Origin of the sequence: Pontibacter roseus DSM 17521, from assembly GCF_000373265.1 — a bacterium.
GTDB lineage: Bacteria > Bacteroidota > Bacteroidia > Cytophagales > Hymenobacteraceae > Pontibacter > Pontibacter roseus.
In genome coordinates this window covers 501,019-519,305 of record NZ_KB890765.1, presented here as the reverse complement: position 1 = coordinate 519,305, position 18,287 = coordinate 501,019, and the positions used below count along the sequence as shown (strand labels likewise).

General features: G+C 53.6%; 21 protein-coding genes. 8 read left to right on the top strand and 13 right to left on the bottom strand.

The genetic code is table 11. The annotated features are described in order from the left end of the window. Window positions 1–226 precede the first annotated feature (226 nt). Together B051_RS0113795 and B051_RS0113790 are read right to left on the bottom strand one after the other, a co-directional pair. On the bottom strand, window positions 227–736 hold the full coding sequence (locus B051_RS0113795) for an SRPBCC family protein (protein ID WP_018478798.1): 510 nt from the start codon (window positions 734–736) through the stop codon (window positions 227–229). Beyond that, window positions 733–1,053 (bottom strand): ArsR/SmtB family transcription factor, encoded by a 321-nt coding sequence (locus B051_RS0113790; protein WP_018478797.1) that lies wholly within the window; start codon window positions 1,051–1,053, stop codon window positions 733–735. The genes B051_RS0113795 and B051_RS0113790 overlap by 4 nt, the downstream gene beginning before the upstream one ends. Window positions 1,054–1,480: 427 nt before the next feature. On the opposite strand from B051_RS0113790, the gene B051_RS0113785 reads away from it, so the two are divergent. Both B051_RS0113785 and B051_RS0113780 read left to right on the top strand, forming a co-directional pair. Then, window positions 1,481–2,002 carry an RNA polymerase sigma factor gene (locus B051_RS0113785; protein WP_018478796.1) on the top strand — a complete coding sequence of 174 codons (522 nt, stop codon included), beginning with the start codon at window positions 1,481–1,483 and terminating at the stop codon, window positions 2,000–2,002. Beyond that, window positions 1,986–2,609 (top strand): hypothetical protein, encoded by a 624-nt coding sequence (locus tag B051_RS0113780; protein WP_018478795.1) that lies wholly within the window; start codon window positions 1,986–1,988, stop codon window positions 2,607–2,609. The genes B051_RS0113785 and B051_RS0113780 overlap by 17 nt, the downstream gene beginning before the upstream one ends. A gap of 66 nt (window positions 2,610–2,675) precedes the next feature. Here B051_RS0113780 and B051_RS0113775 read toward each other — a convergent pair whose 3' ends face one another. After that, window positions 2,676–3,209: a hypothetical protein gene (locus tag B051_RS0113775; protein ID WP_018478794.1), complete on the bottom strand. Its 534-nt coding sequence runs from the start codon at window positions 3,207–3,209 to the stop codon at window positions 2,676–2,678. Between the two features lie 656 nt (window positions 3,210–3,865). On the opposite strand from B051_RS0113775, the gene B051_RS0113770 reads away from it, so the two are divergent. Then, the gene (locus B051_RS0113770; RefSeq protein ID WP_018478793.1) at window positions 3,866–4,999 is read left to right on the top strand and encodes a sensor histidine kinase; all 1,134 of its coding nucleotides are present in this window, start codon (window positions 3,866–3,868) and stop codon (window positions 4,997–4,999) included. Window positions 5,000–5,159: 160 nt separating this feature from the next. On the opposite strand, the gene B051_RS0113760 is transcribed toward B051_RS0113770, so the two are convergent. Further along, a complete protein-coding gene (locus B051_RS0113760) occupies window positions 5,160–5,966 on the bottom strand; it encodes a hypothetical protein (RefSeq protein ID WP_018478792.1) in 807 nt (268 codons plus the stop codon). A 66-nt stretch (window positions 5,967–6,032) separates the two neighbouring features. Next, window positions 6,033–6,725, bottom strand: a complete 693-nt coding sequence (locus tag B051_RS0113755) for a hypothetical protein (RefSeq protein ID WP_018478791.1) — start codon at window positions 6,723–6,725, stop codon at window positions 6,033–6,035. A 248-nt stretch (window positions 6,726–6,973) separates the two neighbouring features. Between B051_RS0113755 and B051_RS0113750 the strand changes: the two genes are divergently transcribed. Together B051_RS0113750 and B051_RS22590 are read left to right on the top strand one after the other, a co-directional pair. Beyond that, window positions 6,974–7,762 (top strand): bestrophin-like domain, encoded by a 789-nt coding sequence (locus B051_RS0113750; RefSeq protein ID WP_157578865.1) that lies wholly within the window; start codon window positions 6,974–6,976, stop codon window positions 7,760–7,762. Window positions 7,763–8,082: 320 nt separating this feature from the next. Continuing rightward, complete coding sequence (locus tag B051_RS22590) at window positions 8,083–8,259, top strand: hypothetical protein (protein ID WP_018478789.1); 177 nt, start codon at window positions 8,083–8,085, stop codon at window positions 8,257–8,259. 227 nt (window positions 8,260–8,486) lie between these two features. Here B051_RS22590 and B051_RS0113740 read toward each other — a convergent pair whose 3' ends face one another. The 4 genes from B051_RS0113740 to B051_RS0113725 all read right to left on the bottom strand — a co-directional run bounded on the left by B051_RS0113740 (window position 8,487) and on the right by B051_RS0113725 (window position 13,067). Next, the gene (locus tag B051_RS0113740; RefSeq protein WP_018478788.1) at window positions 8,487–10,694 is read right to left on the bottom strand and encodes an acylase; all 2,208 of its coding nucleotides are present in this window, start codon (window positions 10,692–10,694) and stop codon (window positions 8,487–8,489) included. A gap of 116 nt (window positions 10,695–10,810) precedes the next feature. Continuing rightward, window positions 10,811–12,559 carry an ABC transporter ATP-binding protein gene (locus tag B051_RS0113735; RefSeq protein ID WP_018478787.1) on the bottom strand — a complete coding sequence of 583 codons (1,749 nt, stop codon included), beginning with the start codon at window positions 12,557–12,559 and terminating at the stop codon, window positions 10,811–10,813. 91 nt (window positions 12,560–12,650) lie between these two features. Then, window positions 12,651–12,782, bottom strand: coding sequence for a hypothetical protein (locus tag B051_RS22950; RefSeq protein ID WP_281163486.1), 132 nt, complete (start codon window positions 12,780–12,782; stop codon window positions 12,651–12,653). Window positions 12,783–12,842: 60 nt separating this feature from the next. Further along, window positions 12,843–13,067 (bottom strand): hypothetical protein, encoded by a 225-nt coding sequence (locus B051_RS0113725; RefSeq protein ID WP_018478785.1) that lies wholly within the window; start codon window positions 13,065–13,067, stop codon window positions 12,843–12,845. A 185-nt stretch (window positions 13,068–13,252) separates the two neighbouring features. On the opposite strand from B051_RS0113725, the gene B051_RS0113720 reads away from it, so the two are divergent. Further along, a complete protein-coding gene (locus B051_RS0113720) occupies window positions 13,253–13,666 on the top strand; it encodes a hypothetical protein (protein ID WP_018478784.1) in 414 nt (137 codons plus the stop codon). Between the two features lie 101 nt (window positions 13,667–13,767). Here the strand turns inward: B051_RS0113720 and B051_RS0113715 are convergent, their stop codons facing one another. From B051_RS0113715 to B051_RS0113705, 3 genes are all read right to left on the bottom strand, one after another. After that, on the bottom strand, window positions 13,768–14,439 hold the full coding sequence (locus B051_RS0113715) for a hypothetical protein (RefSeq protein ID WP_018478783.1): 672 nt from the start codon (window positions 14,437–14,439) through the stop codon (window positions 13,768–13,770). A gap of 97 nt (window positions 14,440–14,536) precedes the next feature. Then, a complete protein-coding gene (locus B051_RS0113710; RefSeq protein WP_018478782.1) occupies window positions 14,537–15,196 on the bottom strand; it encodes a hypothetical protein in 660 nt (219 codons plus the stop codon). A 33-nt stretch (window positions 15,197–15,229) separates the two neighbouring features. After that, on the bottom strand, window positions 15,230–15,505 hold the full coding sequence (locus B051_RS0113705; RefSeq protein WP_018478781.1) for a hypothetical protein: 276 nt from the start codon (window positions 15,503–15,505) through the stop codon (window positions 15,230–15,232). Between the two features lie 140 nt (window positions 15,506–15,645). Between B051_RS0113705 and B051_RS0113700 the strand changes: the two genes are divergently transcribed. After that, entirely contained in the window at window positions 15,646–16,662 is a 1,017-nt protein-coding gene (locus B051_RS0113700; protein WP_018478780.1) for a proline iminopeptidase-family hydrolase, read from the top strand. 76 nt (window positions 16,663–16,738) lie between these two features. Here B051_RS0113700 and B051_RS0113695 read toward each other — a convergent pair whose 3' ends face one another. Further along, complete coding sequence (locus tag B051_RS0113695; RefSeq protein WP_018478779.1) at window positions 16,739–17,356, bottom strand: hypothetical protein; 618 nt, start codon at window positions 17,354–17,356, stop codon at window positions 16,739–16,741. 110 nt (window positions 17,357–17,466) lie between these two features. On the opposite strand from B051_RS0113695, the gene B051_RS0113690 reads away from it, so the two are divergent. Continuing rightward, window positions 17,467–18,276, top strand: coding sequence for a tRNA pseudouridine synthase A (locus tag B051_RS0113690; RefSeq protein WP_018478778.1), 810 nt, complete (start codon window positions 17,467–17,469; stop codon window positions 18,274–18,276). The last annotated feature ends 11 nt before the right edge of the window (window positions 18,277–18,287 follow it).

The following is an 18,287-nucleotide window of genomic DNA, read 5'->3' as shown; positions in this document are numbered from 1 at the left end:
AGGCCCATATCCAGAAATTTATGGAACAGGATAAGGCTTGCAGCTCGTGCCTATACCTTTCTACGCAGCTATACCTGCAGCATGCGTAACAGCACCCGCTACAAGCCCGCACTCGCACACAATGCATGCGTGCCGTAAACTATAAAAGCGGAGCTTTAAGGTTTTGTCCCAGCCCCGCTTTTACTTATGTTCTACCCTATGATTTCTTCTCTGCAGCCCGCAAATCTTAGGCCTCCTGTTTCTGAGCAGCCAATAGGGCATCAAGGCCTTCCATGGCCATGGTCAGGCCTTCTTTAAAGCCCATCTGGATGGTGGTTTCGAGTTGCGCCAGGTCATCGAATACGATGCGGTTCTCTACCAGGGTCACTTCCTCTTTGGGTGTAAAGCTTACCTCCCACTTCGACTGCGGCATTTCTGTGTTCACCACGCCATCGGCATTTGCAAAACCATCCAGTGCGGTGAAGCGCTTTTTGGGTTCAATGGTTTTGTAGTTGGCCAACGCCCAGTGCTCTTCCCCTTCCGGACCCACCATGGCATAGTGCCAGTAGCCACCTTCTCTGAAATCCATTGTTTTGGTGCGTGATTTCCAGGGTTTAGGTGCCCACCATTGGTCCAAGATTTCACTTTTTGTGTACGCATCCCACACAAGCGGAAGCTCTGCTGCAAACTCTCTTTTAACGGTGATTGTTTTGTTTTCCTTGTTCACGGAAAACTCGAATTCGAGGTCTTTTTTCATGGCTTATTAGATTTAAGGTTTGATAATACGTTGTCCAATTCGCTGAAACGGTCTTCCCAGATTTTCCTGAACTGTTCCAGCCATTTGTCGATTTCTTTCATCTTAGCTACTTCCAACTGATAGTAAATCTCGCGCCCCTGCTGTTCCTGTTTTACAAGCTGGCACTCTGTCAGGATTTGCAAGTGCTTTGAAACAGCCTGTCTGCTGGTGTCAAAATGTTCGGCTATCGCATTCGGGGTCATGGCCTGCAAGGCAATCAAACCGATAATGGCCCTTCGGGTGGGGTCTGCTATCGCCTGAAAAACATCTCTTCTCATTTCTCTGATTAAAATATGCAACCGTTTGTTTGCTAATATACGTGCAATTAATCGGTTGCGCAAATTATTTTTAAAATATTTTTAAGTTAATGCACTGGAATAGAGTCAGTAGAGAGTGAACATCATTGAATGTTTCTGATTCAAATCATCTTATCGAAGGTCATGTGGAATAACGGATGGGTTCTTTCATAATAGGGCTTTATAGGGTTTTCCCCGCAGGCGAGGTTGTAGCTCGTGCCTATACCTTTTGCGCAGCTATACCTATACCTGCACGATTAGAAGTACGAGCTGTTGACTCGCACCAGCAAATACCCCGGTTGTCATGAGGATTCAACCCCTACCTTTCCATCAAAAAAATATCTCCCATCTTGTAGTTTTCCCTTAACTTCTGCAACTAATAGTATATCGAATGTAAACCGAAAGCACAATGGCCCAGCACGTAGACGAGACCTTTATGCAGCAGCTGAACCAGCACCTGGGTATAGCGCATAAGGTGTGTGGCCTCTATTTCACCGATGCGGAGGAGAAGCAGGATGTGGTGCAGGAAATGCTCTACCAGCTCTGGCGGTCGTACCCCGGTTTCGACGGACGTTCCAAATTCTCTACCTGGATGTACAGCGTCTGCCTGAACACCGCGCTGACCTACCGGCGGAAGGAAAGCAGGCATAAAAGCCAGCCGCTTTCGCCGAGCCACCACCAGATAGCCGAGGAACCGGTCGGCCACCAGGAAGAGAGCCTGCAGCTGCTCCATGAGGCCATTGCTACCTTGTCGCCGCTGAACAAGGCCCTGGTGCTGCTATACCTGGAGGACCTGCGCTATGAGGAGATTGCGCAGATTACCGGCCTGACCAAGAGCAACGTAAGCGTGCGTCTGGTGAGGATAAAGAAAGAACTGGAGACGAAGCTGAAGAAACAAGAAAACCCCTACCCCCATGCCAACCCTAGATGACCTGAAGCAAAAGTGGAACGTGGAGCAGCCTGCTTTCGAGGCCGCTGCCCCCTACGATGCCACGACGTTTAACCACATAATACAAGCAAGAATGAAAAAACAGAACAACACCATCTTTCGCTACTTCTGGGCTACCTTCACCTTTCACCTGGTGGTATATGCCCTGCTGAGCCACGTCCTGATTCGGTATGGCGCTGATGCAAATATCCTGCTCCTGGGCCTGCTCGGCTTCGGGGTAACGGTACCTTTCACGGCCGTCATGCTGTGGCGCTACAAACAACTGGCCGTTACGAGAGCGAACCAAGACAGTGCGGCCTCCATCCATGCCTACATCAGTCGGCAGCGTGATTTGCTGGCCGGGTTCTATACCTTTAAAAAACGTTATGAACTGGTCCTGATACCGCTGATTACGGCCATCGGCGTGGTGCTGGTGTTTACCCTCTACATTCCGGGCGGCGTGATGGCTTACCCGGTAGCGGCGCTGGTGACTTTCGCACTGGCCGCCCTGGCCTGCCTACTGGCCATCCGCAACGAAAACCAACGCTACTTTACCCGGCCGCTCCACGAGCTGCAGACTATTCTCGAGGATTTTAAGAACGAAGGGTGATGTCACAGGCTTACCTGCCCATTCAAGCATACGCCAAACGACTGGCTCTCCATTTCACTAGCGTACCTAATAAGCAATTTCACCTGTGACTTCGAGTATACCAGGTACCACCCCAGGTATGGCATAGGTGATGCCGGTGTACCCGCCGCTGGCATCAAGGAACCGACCGGTACCCCCTGTCACGGTATGGGTTATCACCACATAGGTACTTCCATCTGGTTGCGGCGTGTGCACACTTCTGAAGCTGGTGAACAGCTGGTCTCCGTTAGCAGCCGTCATAACAGATGTTCCGGTAGAGATAAAGGGAGCAGGTGGTGTGAGTACGAGTGTGCTCAGATTCACGAAGGAGGTTTTACCCAGGTGAGATAGCTGTCCGAATCCTTCAATCCGGATGTTTTGCACAGGGAATACAGACCCGGGCAATACCTGATGATACAGCTCAAAGGTGCCTTTCAACGGACGCATTTTGGAATTGGCTTCCGTGCTGTCGGAGGCAGAAAGAGTGATGGCATCCAACTCATCTTCTGTGGAGCAGGAAGGCAAGGCCAAGAAGCCTAGGGCTACACATAGCAGCCAAGTGAAATTGATAAATCTCTTCATACATGAAAAAATAGAACGTTTGTTTTGGTAACCTGACATCAAGTGAAACATGTGTGTGGGGCTCTGAAGCAAGATGCCAGGGGAAGAGACACGAGCAAATACTATAGCAGCTATGCGTATAGCTGTGCTATAGACTATAGGGAGATAATAAGCAGATAAAGACTAACATTGGAGGAGGGCCAAGGTAACTGCGAAGTGCTCGCCGATGGGCTGGTTTATCTGCAATCTATTGGAAGACCACGGAAAGGAGGAGACAGAGCATTTAGTTGTATACGGTATAGAATTACAAAAATTTAATTTATTATTTACATATTACAAAATATGGCATTTAGGCAAAGTATTGGGGTATAAAAAATAGCCAGCACTGCTCGTGCCTCATCAATAAATTTGCCTTTCCAATGATACATTTAACCTGCTGCTAGGCTGTTTTTCCATAGTTATATTACACACCTCACCTTCAATCTGCTGTTATGCTGGCACGAGCCTGTAACTCGTGCTTATTCCTTTCCAGGCAACCATAGCTTCAGCAAAAGCTGTAGCTGACAGCTTACACCAGCAGGTGAATCGTGCAGATATATTGGACTATTTTTCCGGGAAAACCTTATAACCTGCGCCCTGTTAAAAGAGTAAATAGCTAAAAAGACCTCCTACTCTGCATGAACCCAAAGCACACCTCGGAAGAAATCAACTCTTACTTTATTGAGCAAATTAAAGACTATGCCATATTCGCGATGGATACCGAGGGTATCATAACGACCTGGAACCAGGGCGTGGAGCAGCTGAAAGGGTACAAAGAAGAGGAGTTTATAGGTCAGTTCTATGGGATGCTGTTTCCGGAGGAATACCAGCAGGCGGGCAAGCCCGAGAATGAGCTGAAGGTCGCTTTTGAAAATGACGTGTATGAGGCCAAGGACTGGCGCAGGAGAAAAGACGGCTCTCTGTTCTGGGCCAACATTAAACTGACGGCCATCTACGCGGATGGAAAACACATTGGTTTCACAAAAATAACCGGTGACAATACCGAGCAGAAAAAGCTGCAGGACCAGCTGGCCGCACGGCAGCAAAGTGCGCTCGAACACAAGAATACCGAACTGCAGCGCATCAACCTCGACCTGGACACCTTTATCTACACGGCCTCCCACGATTTGCGGTCCCCCATCCTCAACATCGAAGGGCTGATGTCCATTCTGAAAGAGGAGCTGGATACCGCCAATGCGCTGAACGACACGACAGAGGAAATCGTGCTGCGGGTGGTGGACTCCGTCAACCGTTTCAAACGGACCATTGCCGACTTGACCGAAATCAGCCGGATGCAGAAAGGCTTCAGCGAAAACCCATCGGACGAAATGATTAACATGAAGGAGGTCTACGACGACATCATAGCCGACCTAAACAAACCCTTCAGCCTGAAAAACTGCTTTATCCATACTGACCTGCAGGTATACCAGCTCAAATTCTCGCGCAAGAACTTCCGGAGTATCCTGTACAACCTCATCAGCAACGCCATCAAGTTCCAGTCACCGGACCGGGATTGTCTTGTCACCATCGCCTCGCGGCTAGAAGAGCCATACGTCGTGCTGAGCGTAAAAGACAACGGCCTAGGCATCAACAGCCGTCAGCAACAGGACCTGTTCACGATGTTCAAGCGGTTCCACGACCACGTGGAAGGCACCGGCGTGGGGCTGTACATGGTCAAGCGCATTCTGGAGAACGCCGGAGGTAAAATAGAGGTCGAAAGCGAAGAAGGCGTAGGGACAGAGTTCAAGCTCTATTTTCCGGCAGCCGTTTAAGGTCTCTTCCAGCTGCAGCTGGCTGAAGAATCAGGAATGATTCACATCCCCCTTCCCTCTTAAGGAGATTTGTCTTCACTTGTCGCCAGCTATACCTTTTCTGCCTTTCGCTGGCGAGAACTTGCAGTTTGTGCCATTTTTTGCAACATCTCCTCCGTCTTTACCTGCATCGGTAGGTATAGCTCACTTCCTCTACCCTCCCATCGGTAAAGCGGGTTGTGGCCGTAATTGGGAAGCCTTGTGCGTTGTAGGTATAGGCGGTGGTATGGCTGGGGAAAATCGGGTTGTCGTCTTGTACAGTATAGCTTACCAGGTTGTGGGCGGCCGGTGGGCGCAGCGGCTCAAAATAGGTATGGGCGAGTGATGTGCTCGGCTGGTTTCTGTCATCGTAAGCCAGCTTTACCTGGTAGTAGCTCTCCCCTCCCGGCACCAGTTGTTCTACCGTCACAGGATTACCGCCGATATAGGTATACCGCCACATTAGTTCCGGCACCGGCCTGCCGGAAGCCATGCTGACATAAAGTGCTTCCGCCAGGTCCTGCTGGCTGTCATAGGTTAAGGTATAGTATCCCAGTTCCTCTTCCTTGTAGTCGCCGGTGCGCTTGTTGAACCGGGTCTGCTTCGCCAGCTTCCCCTGCCCATTGTACTCGTTCACATACCGGTTATACTGCTGTACGACCTCTGTTACCTGGCCTTTCTTGTTATACTTTACATCAGTTCTGTCGAAGTAGGTACCTGTGTAATCTGTCTGGAAAATAGTGGCAAGTGCCTGCTGCTCGGTGTACTCTAAACGGGTTGTGATTGTCTGTGGCTTGTTGGGGTTGTCGGGTGATAAAACGGGGTCGTAGGTGAGCGCAGTGGTTTGTTCTACCAGCAAGCATTCCGGTACCACCACCGCTGCCGGCTCATCGCGCTCGGAGCAGCCCCAAAGCAACAGAAACAAGGGGAAAAGAAAGCTTATTTTCATGACAGCTATCTAGTAAAATAAATCCATACAGATGAGGGCTTACACCGGTCGAGAAGCGTCTGCGGCTTATTGTACAGGTACGCCCACTATGGCAAACTCCTGTACCACCAGCGTATCGCCTTCGCGGAGTAGGGAAATGCCGGTGGGGTCGAACTGGTTGTTGATGACCATGCTGCGCCCGCTGTACTGGGTTTGGTGGGCATAGGCCAGGCGGTGTACGAGCAGCTCCTGCCCTTTCAGGGACACAGCCAGTTGTTCTTTCGTTTTATAGGTATAGTCCATGCCGGTGTTCAAGGCGGGAGGCAGTGGTTGTTTGTCGTAAATGAGAGGCTTGTACTTGCTCAGGCCAATCATCAGATTGAGGTAGAACTCCTCGTTGCGGCTATACCCTGATGAGTGCTCTTGCTGAGAGGTGAGCACCAAGGCATCCCCCTGCTTTTGCACGTCATACCTGGTCACGCGTCCGTTATCCCTTTCGGCTTCTGAGCGGGAGAGCAAGGTGATTTTGGTGCCCGGTTCACCTTCGGGTTCCGTGGCTCCCAAATCGTAGAGCGTCTGCATCCTCTGAGTCAAGGCATGCCCTTTGACAAAAGCTGCGTCTTTCACCTCGCCGCTGCGGGTGAACATCCGGACGGGCTGCACCTGGTCGAACCGCTTGAGATGGAAGGAAGCGGGGTAATCCAGGTCCGGTCCCTCCGAGTCTTTGGTACAGGCGCTCAGGAAAATGAGGGAGAGCAGAAGGGCGAAGCGTGTTTTCATGTGAACAGGTATAAGGCAAACAAATATATCATTCTCCCTACAAAAATATTCAGGTATAGCTATATTTTTCTTGCCCGTAAAAGTGGCGTAGAAGTCTGCCATACAGCAAACCTAAAACCTTAGATGCGCTTGTTTAGGGGTACCTTTTCACTACCTGTCTTCTCGATTGCGGAAATTACGTATAGGGCTTAGCCGCCTTGAAGGTGCCTGCGGCGGGCTGTTACAGGTTCCAGAGCAGTATAGAAGGTATGACAACTGAAATTATGTACGACCATAACAGCATCCTGATTGTGGCGGTATTGTTTGTGCTGATTCTGGTAGCTGTGGAAGCGGGCTTCCGAATTGGCCGGCATCAGCAGCGCAACACAGACGAAGACGTAAAAGTACAGACCAATACCATACAGGCGGGCACGCTGGGTTTGCTGGCGCTCATACTCGGTTTCACATTCAACATGTCCCTGCAACGTTACGACAGCCGCAGCGAAGCCGTCATCAACGAGGCCAACGCCATCGGTACCACCCTTATGCGCACGCACCTGCTTCCCGCCCCGCACGATTCGATTAGCCACATGCTGCTGCAGCAGTACATCGACCTACGGCTGGCCATCAGCAACACAGAATACGCCATGGTGACAGAGCAGGTGGCACTTGACAAGGAAACCAGGGACCTGCAGCGCGACATCTGGCAGCAGGCCGTGAAGGCGGCTCAGGCAGACCCAAACCCTGTTACCACCGGCTTCTTCATCACCTCGCTCAACAACATGGTAATCGCCCACAGCGAACGGAACGCCTTACTGGCTGCGCACGTACCCGAGGTGATTCTGTTCCTGCTGTTCACCGTGTTCATTATGTCAGGCGCCCTGATTGGGTATGGCAGTGGGCTGGGCAACAGACGGACGCTGCTGCCCTCGGCGCTCATGAGTTTCCTGATTTGCCTGGTTGTCTTCATCATCATCGACCTGGACCGGCCGAACCGTGGCATCATCAAAGTGGACCAGCGCAGCATGGAGCAGCTGAAGTCGGATAAGCGTCCGTAGCCAAGGCCTGATAACTAAATAGAGGGTATAAATTTCATCGACCTATACCTGTCAGCTTGCTGATTTTTATCCTGAGGCACCCTCCTGAAAACGTATCGTAACTACCTGTTGATGACAGAGGAAGCTGCGTTCATCCAGGGATGGCAAATGACACAACCACCGATGGCGCGAGCTTGTAGCTCATGCTTTTCCACACAGCTATACCTGAAGCACGTGTAACAGTGAGAACAATAAACAAGGCTGATTCGGCCCCTTGGCACCTTTCTGAAAATACAACGGAATAACCCGTTGATTACGGATTAAACTGCGTACCTTAGGGTATGTTAGAAAACCTATTTCCTATTGGATCTGAAGTGTTCGCAAAAGTGAATCCGGATTTAAAATTAACTATCAGACAATACCTGAAGCGCATCTACTACTGCACGGTAAACGGTAATCCTTCGCAGAAGGACCTGGTCTACTTTGAGCGTGAGCTGATACCTGTACCGGTCAAATAAATCAAAAAGCCCCTGCAAAACAGGGGCTTTTTAATGGGTGCAGAATTTTACTTTTCGGCTGGCTATCTTCTGCCGGCGCGAGCTATTAGCTCGTGCCTTTCCTCCTCATAGCTGTAGCACTTGCCATGGTAAAGCAGGAGCTACCAACTCACGCTATTGAAGCAATGCTAAAACAAAGGTCCAGGCTGAAGAGCCCGGACCTTTGTTTTAGCATCTAATTATACCTTCTACTTATTTCTTTTCTGCCCCGGCTTGTACGTGGCTTTGGCTCTTTTCTCCACGTCTTCGCGGTAGTAGGCTACATCTTTGAACTCGACATCGGCGTAGCGCTGTGCCTGGTCGTTGAAGTGCGGTGACTTAGGGTCGCCGCTCTGTCCGCCGGCCAGAATGGTCTTGGCTTTTACCTTGTCGCCAAACTCCACCACCGCCACAAAGCTGTTGCCGGAGGTGCCGTAGAGGCGCTTGGTATCGTAGCTGTTAGCACCATAAGAGGCCAACGCTCCCCAGTTGCCCGATGCCATACCTATGGGTATGCTCGGGGCCGCGTCATTGAATGGCTGCTTGATGTCGCCGGTCAGGCGCTGGAAGCGGTTGATTTCGCCCCAAGGCGTGTTCCATTTCCCGAAGTCCTGCTCTAGCTGGGCAATGGTCTTACGGAAAATCTCCAGACGCTCGGCCTCAGGTGCTGTGTTGGCATAGTAGTCGAAGCGCTCCATGATGTGGCCTTTTGGCGCAGAGCCGTCGCGCAGCAGGTTAGTCGCGTAGAAATGCGCCAGCGACATCGCCACCGATTCTTTCGACACGGCATAGTCCCAGTTACGCATCATCTCAATGGCATCTTTCAGCTTCGGATCATTTGGCTTCTGGCTGTCATAGGCTTTCACGAGTCCCGGTATCAGCACCTCGAATCCTGGCAGGTATGGGTCGTATGCCAGGTCTATCAGTTTATCGAGCGTCAGGTTGTCTGCTTTTTTGAGCAGGCGGATGGCGTGTACACCCCGGAAGTTTTCAGCCGATGGCGCCATGTATACCGGGTAGTCTTCCTTCTTCGGGCTGAACTCGGCGGCAGCCGTGAAGGGCGTGGAGTTGCAGTTCTGAATCCAGCCGTTTGGCGGGTTCACTAGGCGAATGGTCTCCTCGAGCGGGTGCAGGCCGTTCCAGTCGGTTTTAGGGTTGCTGCCGTCCACAGGTTTGGAGTAGTCAAAAGAGGTATCGCGCTTTGGGAAAAAGTTGCCGTGGTAGTAAGCGATGTTGCCATCGGCATCGGCGTACACGGTGGCGTTGGAGGAGTTGGTGCGCATTTGCATCATTTCATTAAACTCCTTCAGGTTGCTTTTCTTGGTGCGGGTATAGGATTGGATGAGCGCATCCACAGGCTTCCACATCAGGGATGTGGCCACCCATTTGTCTCCGTTCTGGTGCGTGATGGGGCCGTGATGCGTGCGATAGGTGGTGAAGGTTTTCTGCTTCAGCGCATCGCCGTCTTTGTAGGCCAGGGTCACGTCTGCTGCCGCTACCGGGCGCAGCTCCTCGCCATACCTGTAGTACAGCTTGCCGTCCTGCTTCACAATCGTCTCTTCAAACTCGTCCACTACGTCGGCGTAGGCGGAGGTATGCATCCAACCGGTTTTCTCGTTGAAGCCCTGGTAAATGAAAAACTGTCCCCAGGTGACGGCCCCGTAGGCGTTGAGACCCTCTTCGCTCACGGCGTGCACCTCGCCCCGAAAGAAGAAGGAGGTATGCGGGTTGATGAGCAGCATGGCGTCGCCGGAGGCGGTGTGCTTGCCTGAAATGGCGAACCCGTTAGAGCCCTTTGGCTCTTCCAGCAGGGCCGGCTGCACCAGGCCGTGCCCCTGGCTGTTCAACCCCAGCGATTTGTTCTCTTCATAAAATGTCTTGATGCCCTTGGTAGAAACGCTCTCGATGTCGCCGCCGATGGAGCCCTCGCTGAAGTACATCGGCATCCAGGGTTCAAAGCGAGTGAGCAGTTTGGGTTTCACCTCGGGGTGCGTGTGCAGGTAGTAATTGATGCCGTCGGCAAAGGCCTGGCAAAGCTGCTTCAGCCACTCCGGGCTCCTCTCGTACTCAGCCTTGGCCTCGGCCTCTGTCATGTACAGACGGGCGCGCAAATCGCTGTAGAGTTGCTCCTCTCCTTCCACCTCCGCTAATCGGCCGATGGCCCAGAGGTAGTTGCGCTCCACCCGGTTGAAATCATCTTCGCATTGAGCATACAGCAATCCAAAAACAGCGTCGGCATCGGTTTTGCCATACACGTGCGGCACACCGAAATCATCCCGCATAATCGTCACGCGGGCCGCCTGTTCCTCCCATTTCGCTACCTCCGTTTTGGAGGCGGTCTGCTCTTTTACAGCGCAGGAAGAAAAGTTGAGGAATAACAGCAGCAGGAGCAGCTGGGGTCTGAGAAAGTATCGCATGGTGCAATTCGGTTATGAAGAAAAACGATGCACCAATGTAAGGATAATTTCGGTAAACTCAGGCGGCATGCCCCTGCTGGAGCAAGACTGTAGCGAGTGCCATGTGCTGCCCGTTTCTAAATCCTGGCCTGGTAGGTATAGAGTTGGTAGTATCTGCCCTGCTTTTCCAAAAGTTCCTCGTGGCGGCCCTGCTCCACGATGTGGCCCTGTTCAATCACCAGAATCTGGTCGGCCTGGCGGATGGTGCTGAGGCGGTGGGCGATGACGAAGGTGGTGCGACCCTGCATCAGGGTTTTAAGGCTGGCCTGTATCAGACTCTCGCTCTCGGTGTCGAGGTTGGAAGTGGCTTCGTCCAGAATCAGGATGCGCGGGTCGGCGAGTATGGCCCGGGCGATGGCAATGCGTTGCCGTTGCCCACCCGAAAGCTTCACGCCCCGCTCTCCTATCAGCGTGTCCAGCCCCTCCGGGAAGCGGTTGGTGAACTCCTGCACGTGGGCCGCCTGCACGGCCTGCATCAGTTGCGCCTCAGTGGCGTTGGGGCGCGGGAAAAGGATGTTCTGGCGGATGCTGCCCTCAAAGAGAAAATCGTCCTGCAGCACCACGCCCAGCTGGCTGCGGTAGCTCCGCAGGCTGATGCTTTGCAAGTCGTGGCCGTCGACAGTGATGGTGCCGCTCTCGGGGTTGAGGAAGGAAGCGGCCAGGCCCGCAATGGTGGTTTTACCAGAGCCGGAGGTGCCTACCAGGGCCGTAACCGTACCGGCAGGCGCCCTGAAACTGACTTCCTTCACCACGTCCTTGCCTGATTCATAGGCGAACGACACGTGGTTAAAGACGATGTCGCCATGGATGTTATCTAGATGCAAGGTGCGATGCCCGGTGGCGTCTTCGAGGGGTGTGTTGAGGATTTCCTGCGTACGGTCAAGGCCGGCGAAGGCTTCGGTGAACTGGCTCCCGATGTTGCTCATCTGCAGGATGGGCGCAATCATAAAACCCAGGTATAGCGTGAAGGCCAGGAAATCGCCAAAAGTCAGCTCGCCTTTCATAATCAGGTAACCGCCGATGCCCATGATGCCCGCTGAGGCCAGGCCCAGCAAAAGCGTGGCCGCAGAAGTCACCATACTGGTGGTGACCAGACTTTCTTTCACGTTTAGGAAGAGTCTCGTGACCCCCGCCTCAAACGTCTTAATTTCCTGCTCCTCGGCATTGAACCCTTTGATGACGCGCACGCCACCCAGCGTCTCGGTCAGGCGGCCCGTCACCTCGGCATTGATTACCCCGCGCTCCCGGAAAATGGGGCGTATCTTCCCGAAGGCCTTCATTGAAATCAGACCGAAAATAGTCACCGGAATCAAGGCGAAACCCGTCATGAGCGGGCTGATGTAGATGAGCAGCACGAGGCAGATGAGCGAAGTCAGCAGGCCACCCACCATCTGGGCAAAACCGGTTCCCACCAGGTTCCGGACGCCTTCCACGTCCGTCATGATGCGGGAGACCAGCTCGCCGGTCTTGGTGTTGTCGAAAAAGCGGATAGGCAGCTGGATGATGTGCCGCTGCACCTTGGCCCGCAACTGCGAGATGAGGTGCTGCGCCTCCACGCTCAGGATTTGCGTGAGCGCAAAGGAAGTGATGGACTGCACCGTGATGGCTGCCACCACCGCCCCAATCAACCATTTCAGGGTGGTGGAGTCGCCGTTCGGAATCACATCATCGATGAGGTACTTGCTTGCGCCCGGCAGCACCAGCCCTGCCACCCGGCTGATGATGATGAGCACCAGACCCACGGCGAGGTATTTTTTTCGGGGCCAGATGATGGTTTTGAAAACCTCGGCTATGGTGACGTTCTGTAATTTCTTGGATGTAGGCATCTATCGCTTTGTGAACCCTGAAATTACGAAAAATACCTGATGAGAGGCACGCCTCTTTCTGTCACGGCGCCCTCTCGCGCTGGGGCGGGCTTTATTCCGAGAACAGCCATTCTAAGGCTTCCTCCCGCGATACGAAGTCGCGGGACTCGCAGGGCATCGATAATTTCGAGGCGATTTCATAGATGGTCTGAATGGCGATTTGCTGGAACAGGTCTTGAGCCATGAGGTTGGCCACCCGTCTGAGCTTACTGTAGCGGAGTAACTCTCCTGTGTGGTTCGCAATTCATACCTGGTCTTCCATGGAAGGGGCGCCCATGTTGGTGTAGTCGGCCAGTATCAGTTCCACCTGATTGTCGACAATGAATTGACTGGCTTTCATCATGGCTACGCGCAGGGGTTCCGTAGGGATAATGCCTCGCCACTCATTCCATATCAATCGCACATCCGGACTGTGGCGTATCGTGACATACTCCTTTTCCCAAGCGACCTCAAAATTTGGTTCCTCCATACAAAATGGAAACTACGAATCACCTTTATTGTCTTATATTACGTTTTAATTTAACTATAGTGATTAATAACCTAAAGTGTATACCCTACTAAATGCACCCTGTACGTAGAAAGACAGCGCTTCCCGAGGACCAAGTTTCTTTGACATCCCGAAGCCCCCTGCCGCCGTTACAAGTAGAAAAAACTATGAAAATGCGAAAGAAACGGACACGGTACGGTATTCTGGCCTTCCTCTTCGCCGTTTGGCTCACAGGTTGCCAGACCAGCACAGCACCTGCCAGAACTGAAACAAGCACCCGCAAGAGCCTGGCGCCCCAACGCGTGGATATCCGGGGAAGCATCATCCGGAGCCAGTACAATGAGGGGCAGGTCGTGCTGGAGGTGGAGGCTTTTGGCACCTCACCGGACTCCCGCTACAACCGCGCCTATGTGCTCGTGCTGCCAACCGCCCAGATGCTGGACACCGAGGGTAACCCCATCAGTGTAAGCGAGCTGCGACAGGGGCAACACGTCGCGATTCTGCTGAGAGGCGGCGGACGAGGAAACTTTGTAGGTATGGGGGTAGCCCGGAAACTGTGGCTGGAGGAACCTTCTTATTGAGTCTGCTGACATGGCCAGGCTATACCTGTGCGGATACTACGAACAAAAAAAGAGCCGTTGCCCTGTAGCAACGGCTCTTCTGTTTATCTGTTCAGTTCGGTTTAGCCTCTGAACCTGTCCCGGTTACGGTCCCAGTAGGTATCCTCGTCCCTTAAATCGTCCGCACTGTTCCAGTTGTCGCTGCGGTCGCGGCCGCGCATACCGCCTCCGAAAGTGCCGTAGCTGCCGGCATAGCCTGTGCCACCGGAGCTGTTGCCACCGTAGCGCGAACTGCCATACTCGTCTCCCGAATCAGGCATGAAAGTAGGCCTTTCCCTGTTGTCACCCTCTCTGTTGAAGGAAGGGCTATACCTGTTCGATGCGCCGTAGCGCTGCTGTCTATCACTGTAATCCCGGTTGCGGGACGTGCCCCAGTTCCGGTCGTCATCCTGCTGGAAGCTGCCGTAGCCGCTGCGGTCAAAGTTGGAGCTACCGTAGGCATTTCGGTCGTTGCCCCAGTCATTCCGGTTGTAGTCGCTGCGGTCGCGGAAGCTGTCCTCATCGCGTCGGCGACTTGGATAGGTGTTCTCAATGTCATTGCCTTCGTGGTAGCTCTGGTAGGGGCGGGAGCTGCTGCGGTCATTGTCGTGGCGGCCGTGGTCGCCCCGGTACCGCTGCTCAAACTCATTGGTCAGGTTCCGGGCGCTGTGGTAATGGTCATCCTCGCGGCTGTAGCCTGCGCCCTGGTTGTAATCTGCATCGTAGTCGTAACGATCTCTGTTTTGTCTGTTCATAGCTTTTTAGGTTTGGTCAAACATATACTCACCTTATAAACGAGGCACAGGCCGCACGGTTTAGCAACAGCCCTTTTGCTGCCCCGTCGTGCAGTGGTCAGGTTTCCCGCACCCTTTCGGCCAGCACCCGAAACAGGATGTAGAGGAAGCCGAAAATAGCCATGGCAATCAGGGTCCAAAACTTCTTCTCGTTCTTGTCCTGCCAGAAGTCCCGCTCAGCTTCCGTGCGCTTGAGTTTCCGGCTGATGGCGGTGTTGGCGAGGCGCTCTATTTTGAGCTCCCGCTGCAGCGAATCTCTTTGTACCGTGTCGGGCAGGTATACCGTTCTGGTCTGGACGGTGACGGGGCAATCGGGGCATCGGCCTGGTATAGCGGCGGTGGCTGCGGCGGCTATACCTTTTCTTCGTTCCAGCATGGGGAGGAGCGTCGGCCGTTCGGGCACCAGGGCAGGCCTGGGGTAAAGGGCGGGCGGATAATGTTTGGAGGGAAAGTGCTTGGCTGCGTAAGCGCTGCCGTGCCGCTGGGTATAGGTTTCCTGCTGGTCCACGTAGGCGGCCAGTTCATCGGGGTTTGCGTCGAAGTATTTTTCAGCCTGCCGTTGGGTGGCGCAGGAGGACAGCAGGAGCAGCAGGAGGCAGAATGTCCATCTCATGGTTAGGAAGCAGCAACACCCCATTAACGGGATTAGCGCACCGAAGTTCATGCCTTTCACCAGCGGCGGGTTGAGCCACAGGTATAGCATGTTGGTATAACCCAAACCGAGGTATAGCCGGACCAAAATAACGAGAGATTACCTGCCCATATCGCACTGAAAGAAAGCCTCGTCGTAACCCGGCGCAGGCTTGTCATTTATCCGGGCAATCCTGTCCAGGCGGATTGCCTCCCCAGTTGTGAGCAACAAAAATTCCTCCTCTCCTTTCGTGGCCAGCTCCTTCAGCGTAGCGTGCAGGGTGAGGAACTCCCCGATGTCCGAGTAGAACTGCAGCCGGGCGGCCGCTCTTCGGGATGCGAGCGCCTGCAGTTCCTCGCGGAAGGCAGGGTCTATGGGTTTATAGGCGGTGGCCATTCTTTTCTTTTGTTTCTTTTATGTTATACGCTGTGGAGCAGCAGGACGAAGGGTAAACGCACGCTCGATTCCAGTCGTAGAATCGCTATATTCATACCTTCATCTGTGATTGTCCAACGCTTACCATACCTGAAAACGCTATGCCCACATCTATCCGAAACCTGTCCCCTACTGCCGATGCTTCCGGCGACCTATCGCTGTCTGACTACTTCGACTATTCCGGCACTCCGGAAGAGTTCAGCGGCGGCGCCCGCCAGATTGAAATCCTGACGCCAAAAGGCCCCTTCAAGGTATGGACGAAGCGCGTGGGAAACAACCCCCGCCTGAAACTCCTGCTGCTGCACGGCGGCCCCGGTGGCACCCACGAGTGCTTCGAGTGCTTTGACAGTTTCCTGCCCAAGGCTGGCATCGAGTATTATTATTACGACCAGTTGGGCTCCCACTACAGCGAACAGCCCGAGGACAACAGCCTCTGGGAGATTGACCGCTTTGTGGAAGAGGTAGAGCAGGTGCGCCAGGCGCTCGGCCTTGACAAGCACAATTTCTTTTTGCTAGGGCACTCCTGGGGCGGCATCCTGGCCATCGAGTATGCACTCAAATACCAGCACAACCTGAAGGGCCTGATTATCTCCAACATGATGTCGAGTGTGCCGGCCTACAACCGCTATGCCGATGAGGTGCTGGGGCCGCAGCTGCCGCCGGAGGTGCTGGATGAACTGAAGCAGATTGAAGCGACCAATGATTTTGAGAACCCCCGGTACATGGAACTGCTGCTGCCCCACTTCTATACCCAGCATGCCCTGCGCCTGCCTGTGGAGGAATGGCCCGACCCGGTCAACCGCATGTTCCACCACATGAACCACACGGTATACGTGCAGATGCAGGGGCCCAGCGAGTTCGGCATACGCGGCAACGCTTCCCTGAAGAACTGGGACCGCTCCGGTGACCTGTCGCAGCTGAACGTACCGGCCCTCAGCATCGGCGGCCAGCACGACACCATGGACCCGGAGCACATGCGCTGGATGGCCGGGCAGTTCCCGAGGGGCCGTTCCCTCCACTGCCCCGAGGGGAGCCACATGGCCATGTACGACGACCAGAAAACCTATTTCGAGTGGCTGGTGCGATTCATGAAAGACGTGGACCGAGGGGCTTTGTAACCGTGATTGGATTGGTGCTAAAACAGAAATGGCAGGCCTTACGACCTGCCATTTCTGTTTTACATGTTGAGTGGGGTTATTTCACCGTGTAGGAGAGCAGTGGCACCTGACCGTAGTCTTCGATATCGCTTAGGATGAGGCCCACACCTTTGGCGAAGAAGTAGTGGGACGTGATTTTCTGGTCAAAGTCGATGCCCATGAAGCTGTAGGTCGTCACCATCTTCACATGGATGACATCTTTGTAGGTCTTTCCTTCCACCGTTTTGGTGATGCCTTTGGCCTCGATGGTGCTGCTCATTTTGGTTTGCACGCCGTTGATGGTGTTGGTCTGCTCCCATGGCTTGCCAATGGCCGATTCTTCCTTCAGCACGACAATCTTGACACTGCCTGAGTTGGGCACGAAGCCGATGGTGGTATACACGCCCTTGTCTTTGTGCAGATAGGATTTGGCGGTCTCATTGCCTGCCTTGGTTTCCAGTTCGTGGTAGGTCTGCCCATCAAAATCCTTGGTGCCGCCCGTGGCCGTGAAGGAGTAAGGCCGTATGCCTCCGTAGTTCCAGGTGTTGCCTTTGGTGGTAGGCAGATAGTCCAGCGAGAACGTGGCATCCGGCTCAGGGTCGTCTTCCTTGTCGCCACATGAAACGATGGCACCCAGCATGAAGCACCAGAGGAGCAGAAATTTAAGCTTGTACATAGAAGTATAGTTATATTACTATGCAATGTAAAAAACTATTCTCTCAAGTGAAAGAATCTTAACTTCACCTGTTCAATTAAAACTTAAGCGACTGACATCATCTGAGAGGCATGCGCTATTTTTTCCATATAGGCTACAAGGGCACCCGCTACAATGGCTGGCAGCGCCACCCCTATGGTATGGGGGTGCAGCAGGTGCTCGAGGAAAGCCTGGGCAAAATACTGAAGGTGCCGGTGGCGATAGTGGGCTGTGGGCGGACGGATGCACAAGTGCATGCGGCCCAGTTCTTTTTCCACCTGGATGTGGACAGGCCCTGGGAGTTTGATATGCTGTTCCGGCTGAACAAGGTGCTGCCCCCGGACATCGCCGTGTTCGACATACTGCCCATGGAGGGTTTGCCCCATGCCCGCTTCGATGCCACCCACAGGAGCTACGACTACTTCCTCCATACCTACAAAGACCCCTTCCTGGACGAGACCAGCTCGCTCTACCTCCTGCCCCATTTGGATTTGCCCGCCATGAAGGCCGCCGCCGCCCTGCTCCCCCTCTACCAGGATTACCGCTCGTTCTGCCTCACCCCGGCAGACCACGAGAGCACCATTTGTAAAGTAACAACGGCCCGGTGGTACACAGACCGGAACGGCGACAGGCTGCGCTTCCAGATTTCGGCGAACAGGTTCCTGAGCCGGATGATTCGGATTGTGGTGGGCAAGCTGCTGCTGGTAGGTACGGGCGCCTTGACAATAGATGAGTTTGAAAGTTACCTGGCCACGGACAATGCCCCGAAGGCGCTAAACCCAGCTTATCCGCAGGGGCTATACCTGTCTAAAGTGACGTACCCTTTCCTGGATCTGCCTTCGCGCAGTTCGTTCATGGGTTTGCCGCAGGAGCAGCCGGAAGGTCTTTGGCAGGCGGTGTGAATAGGCTGGAT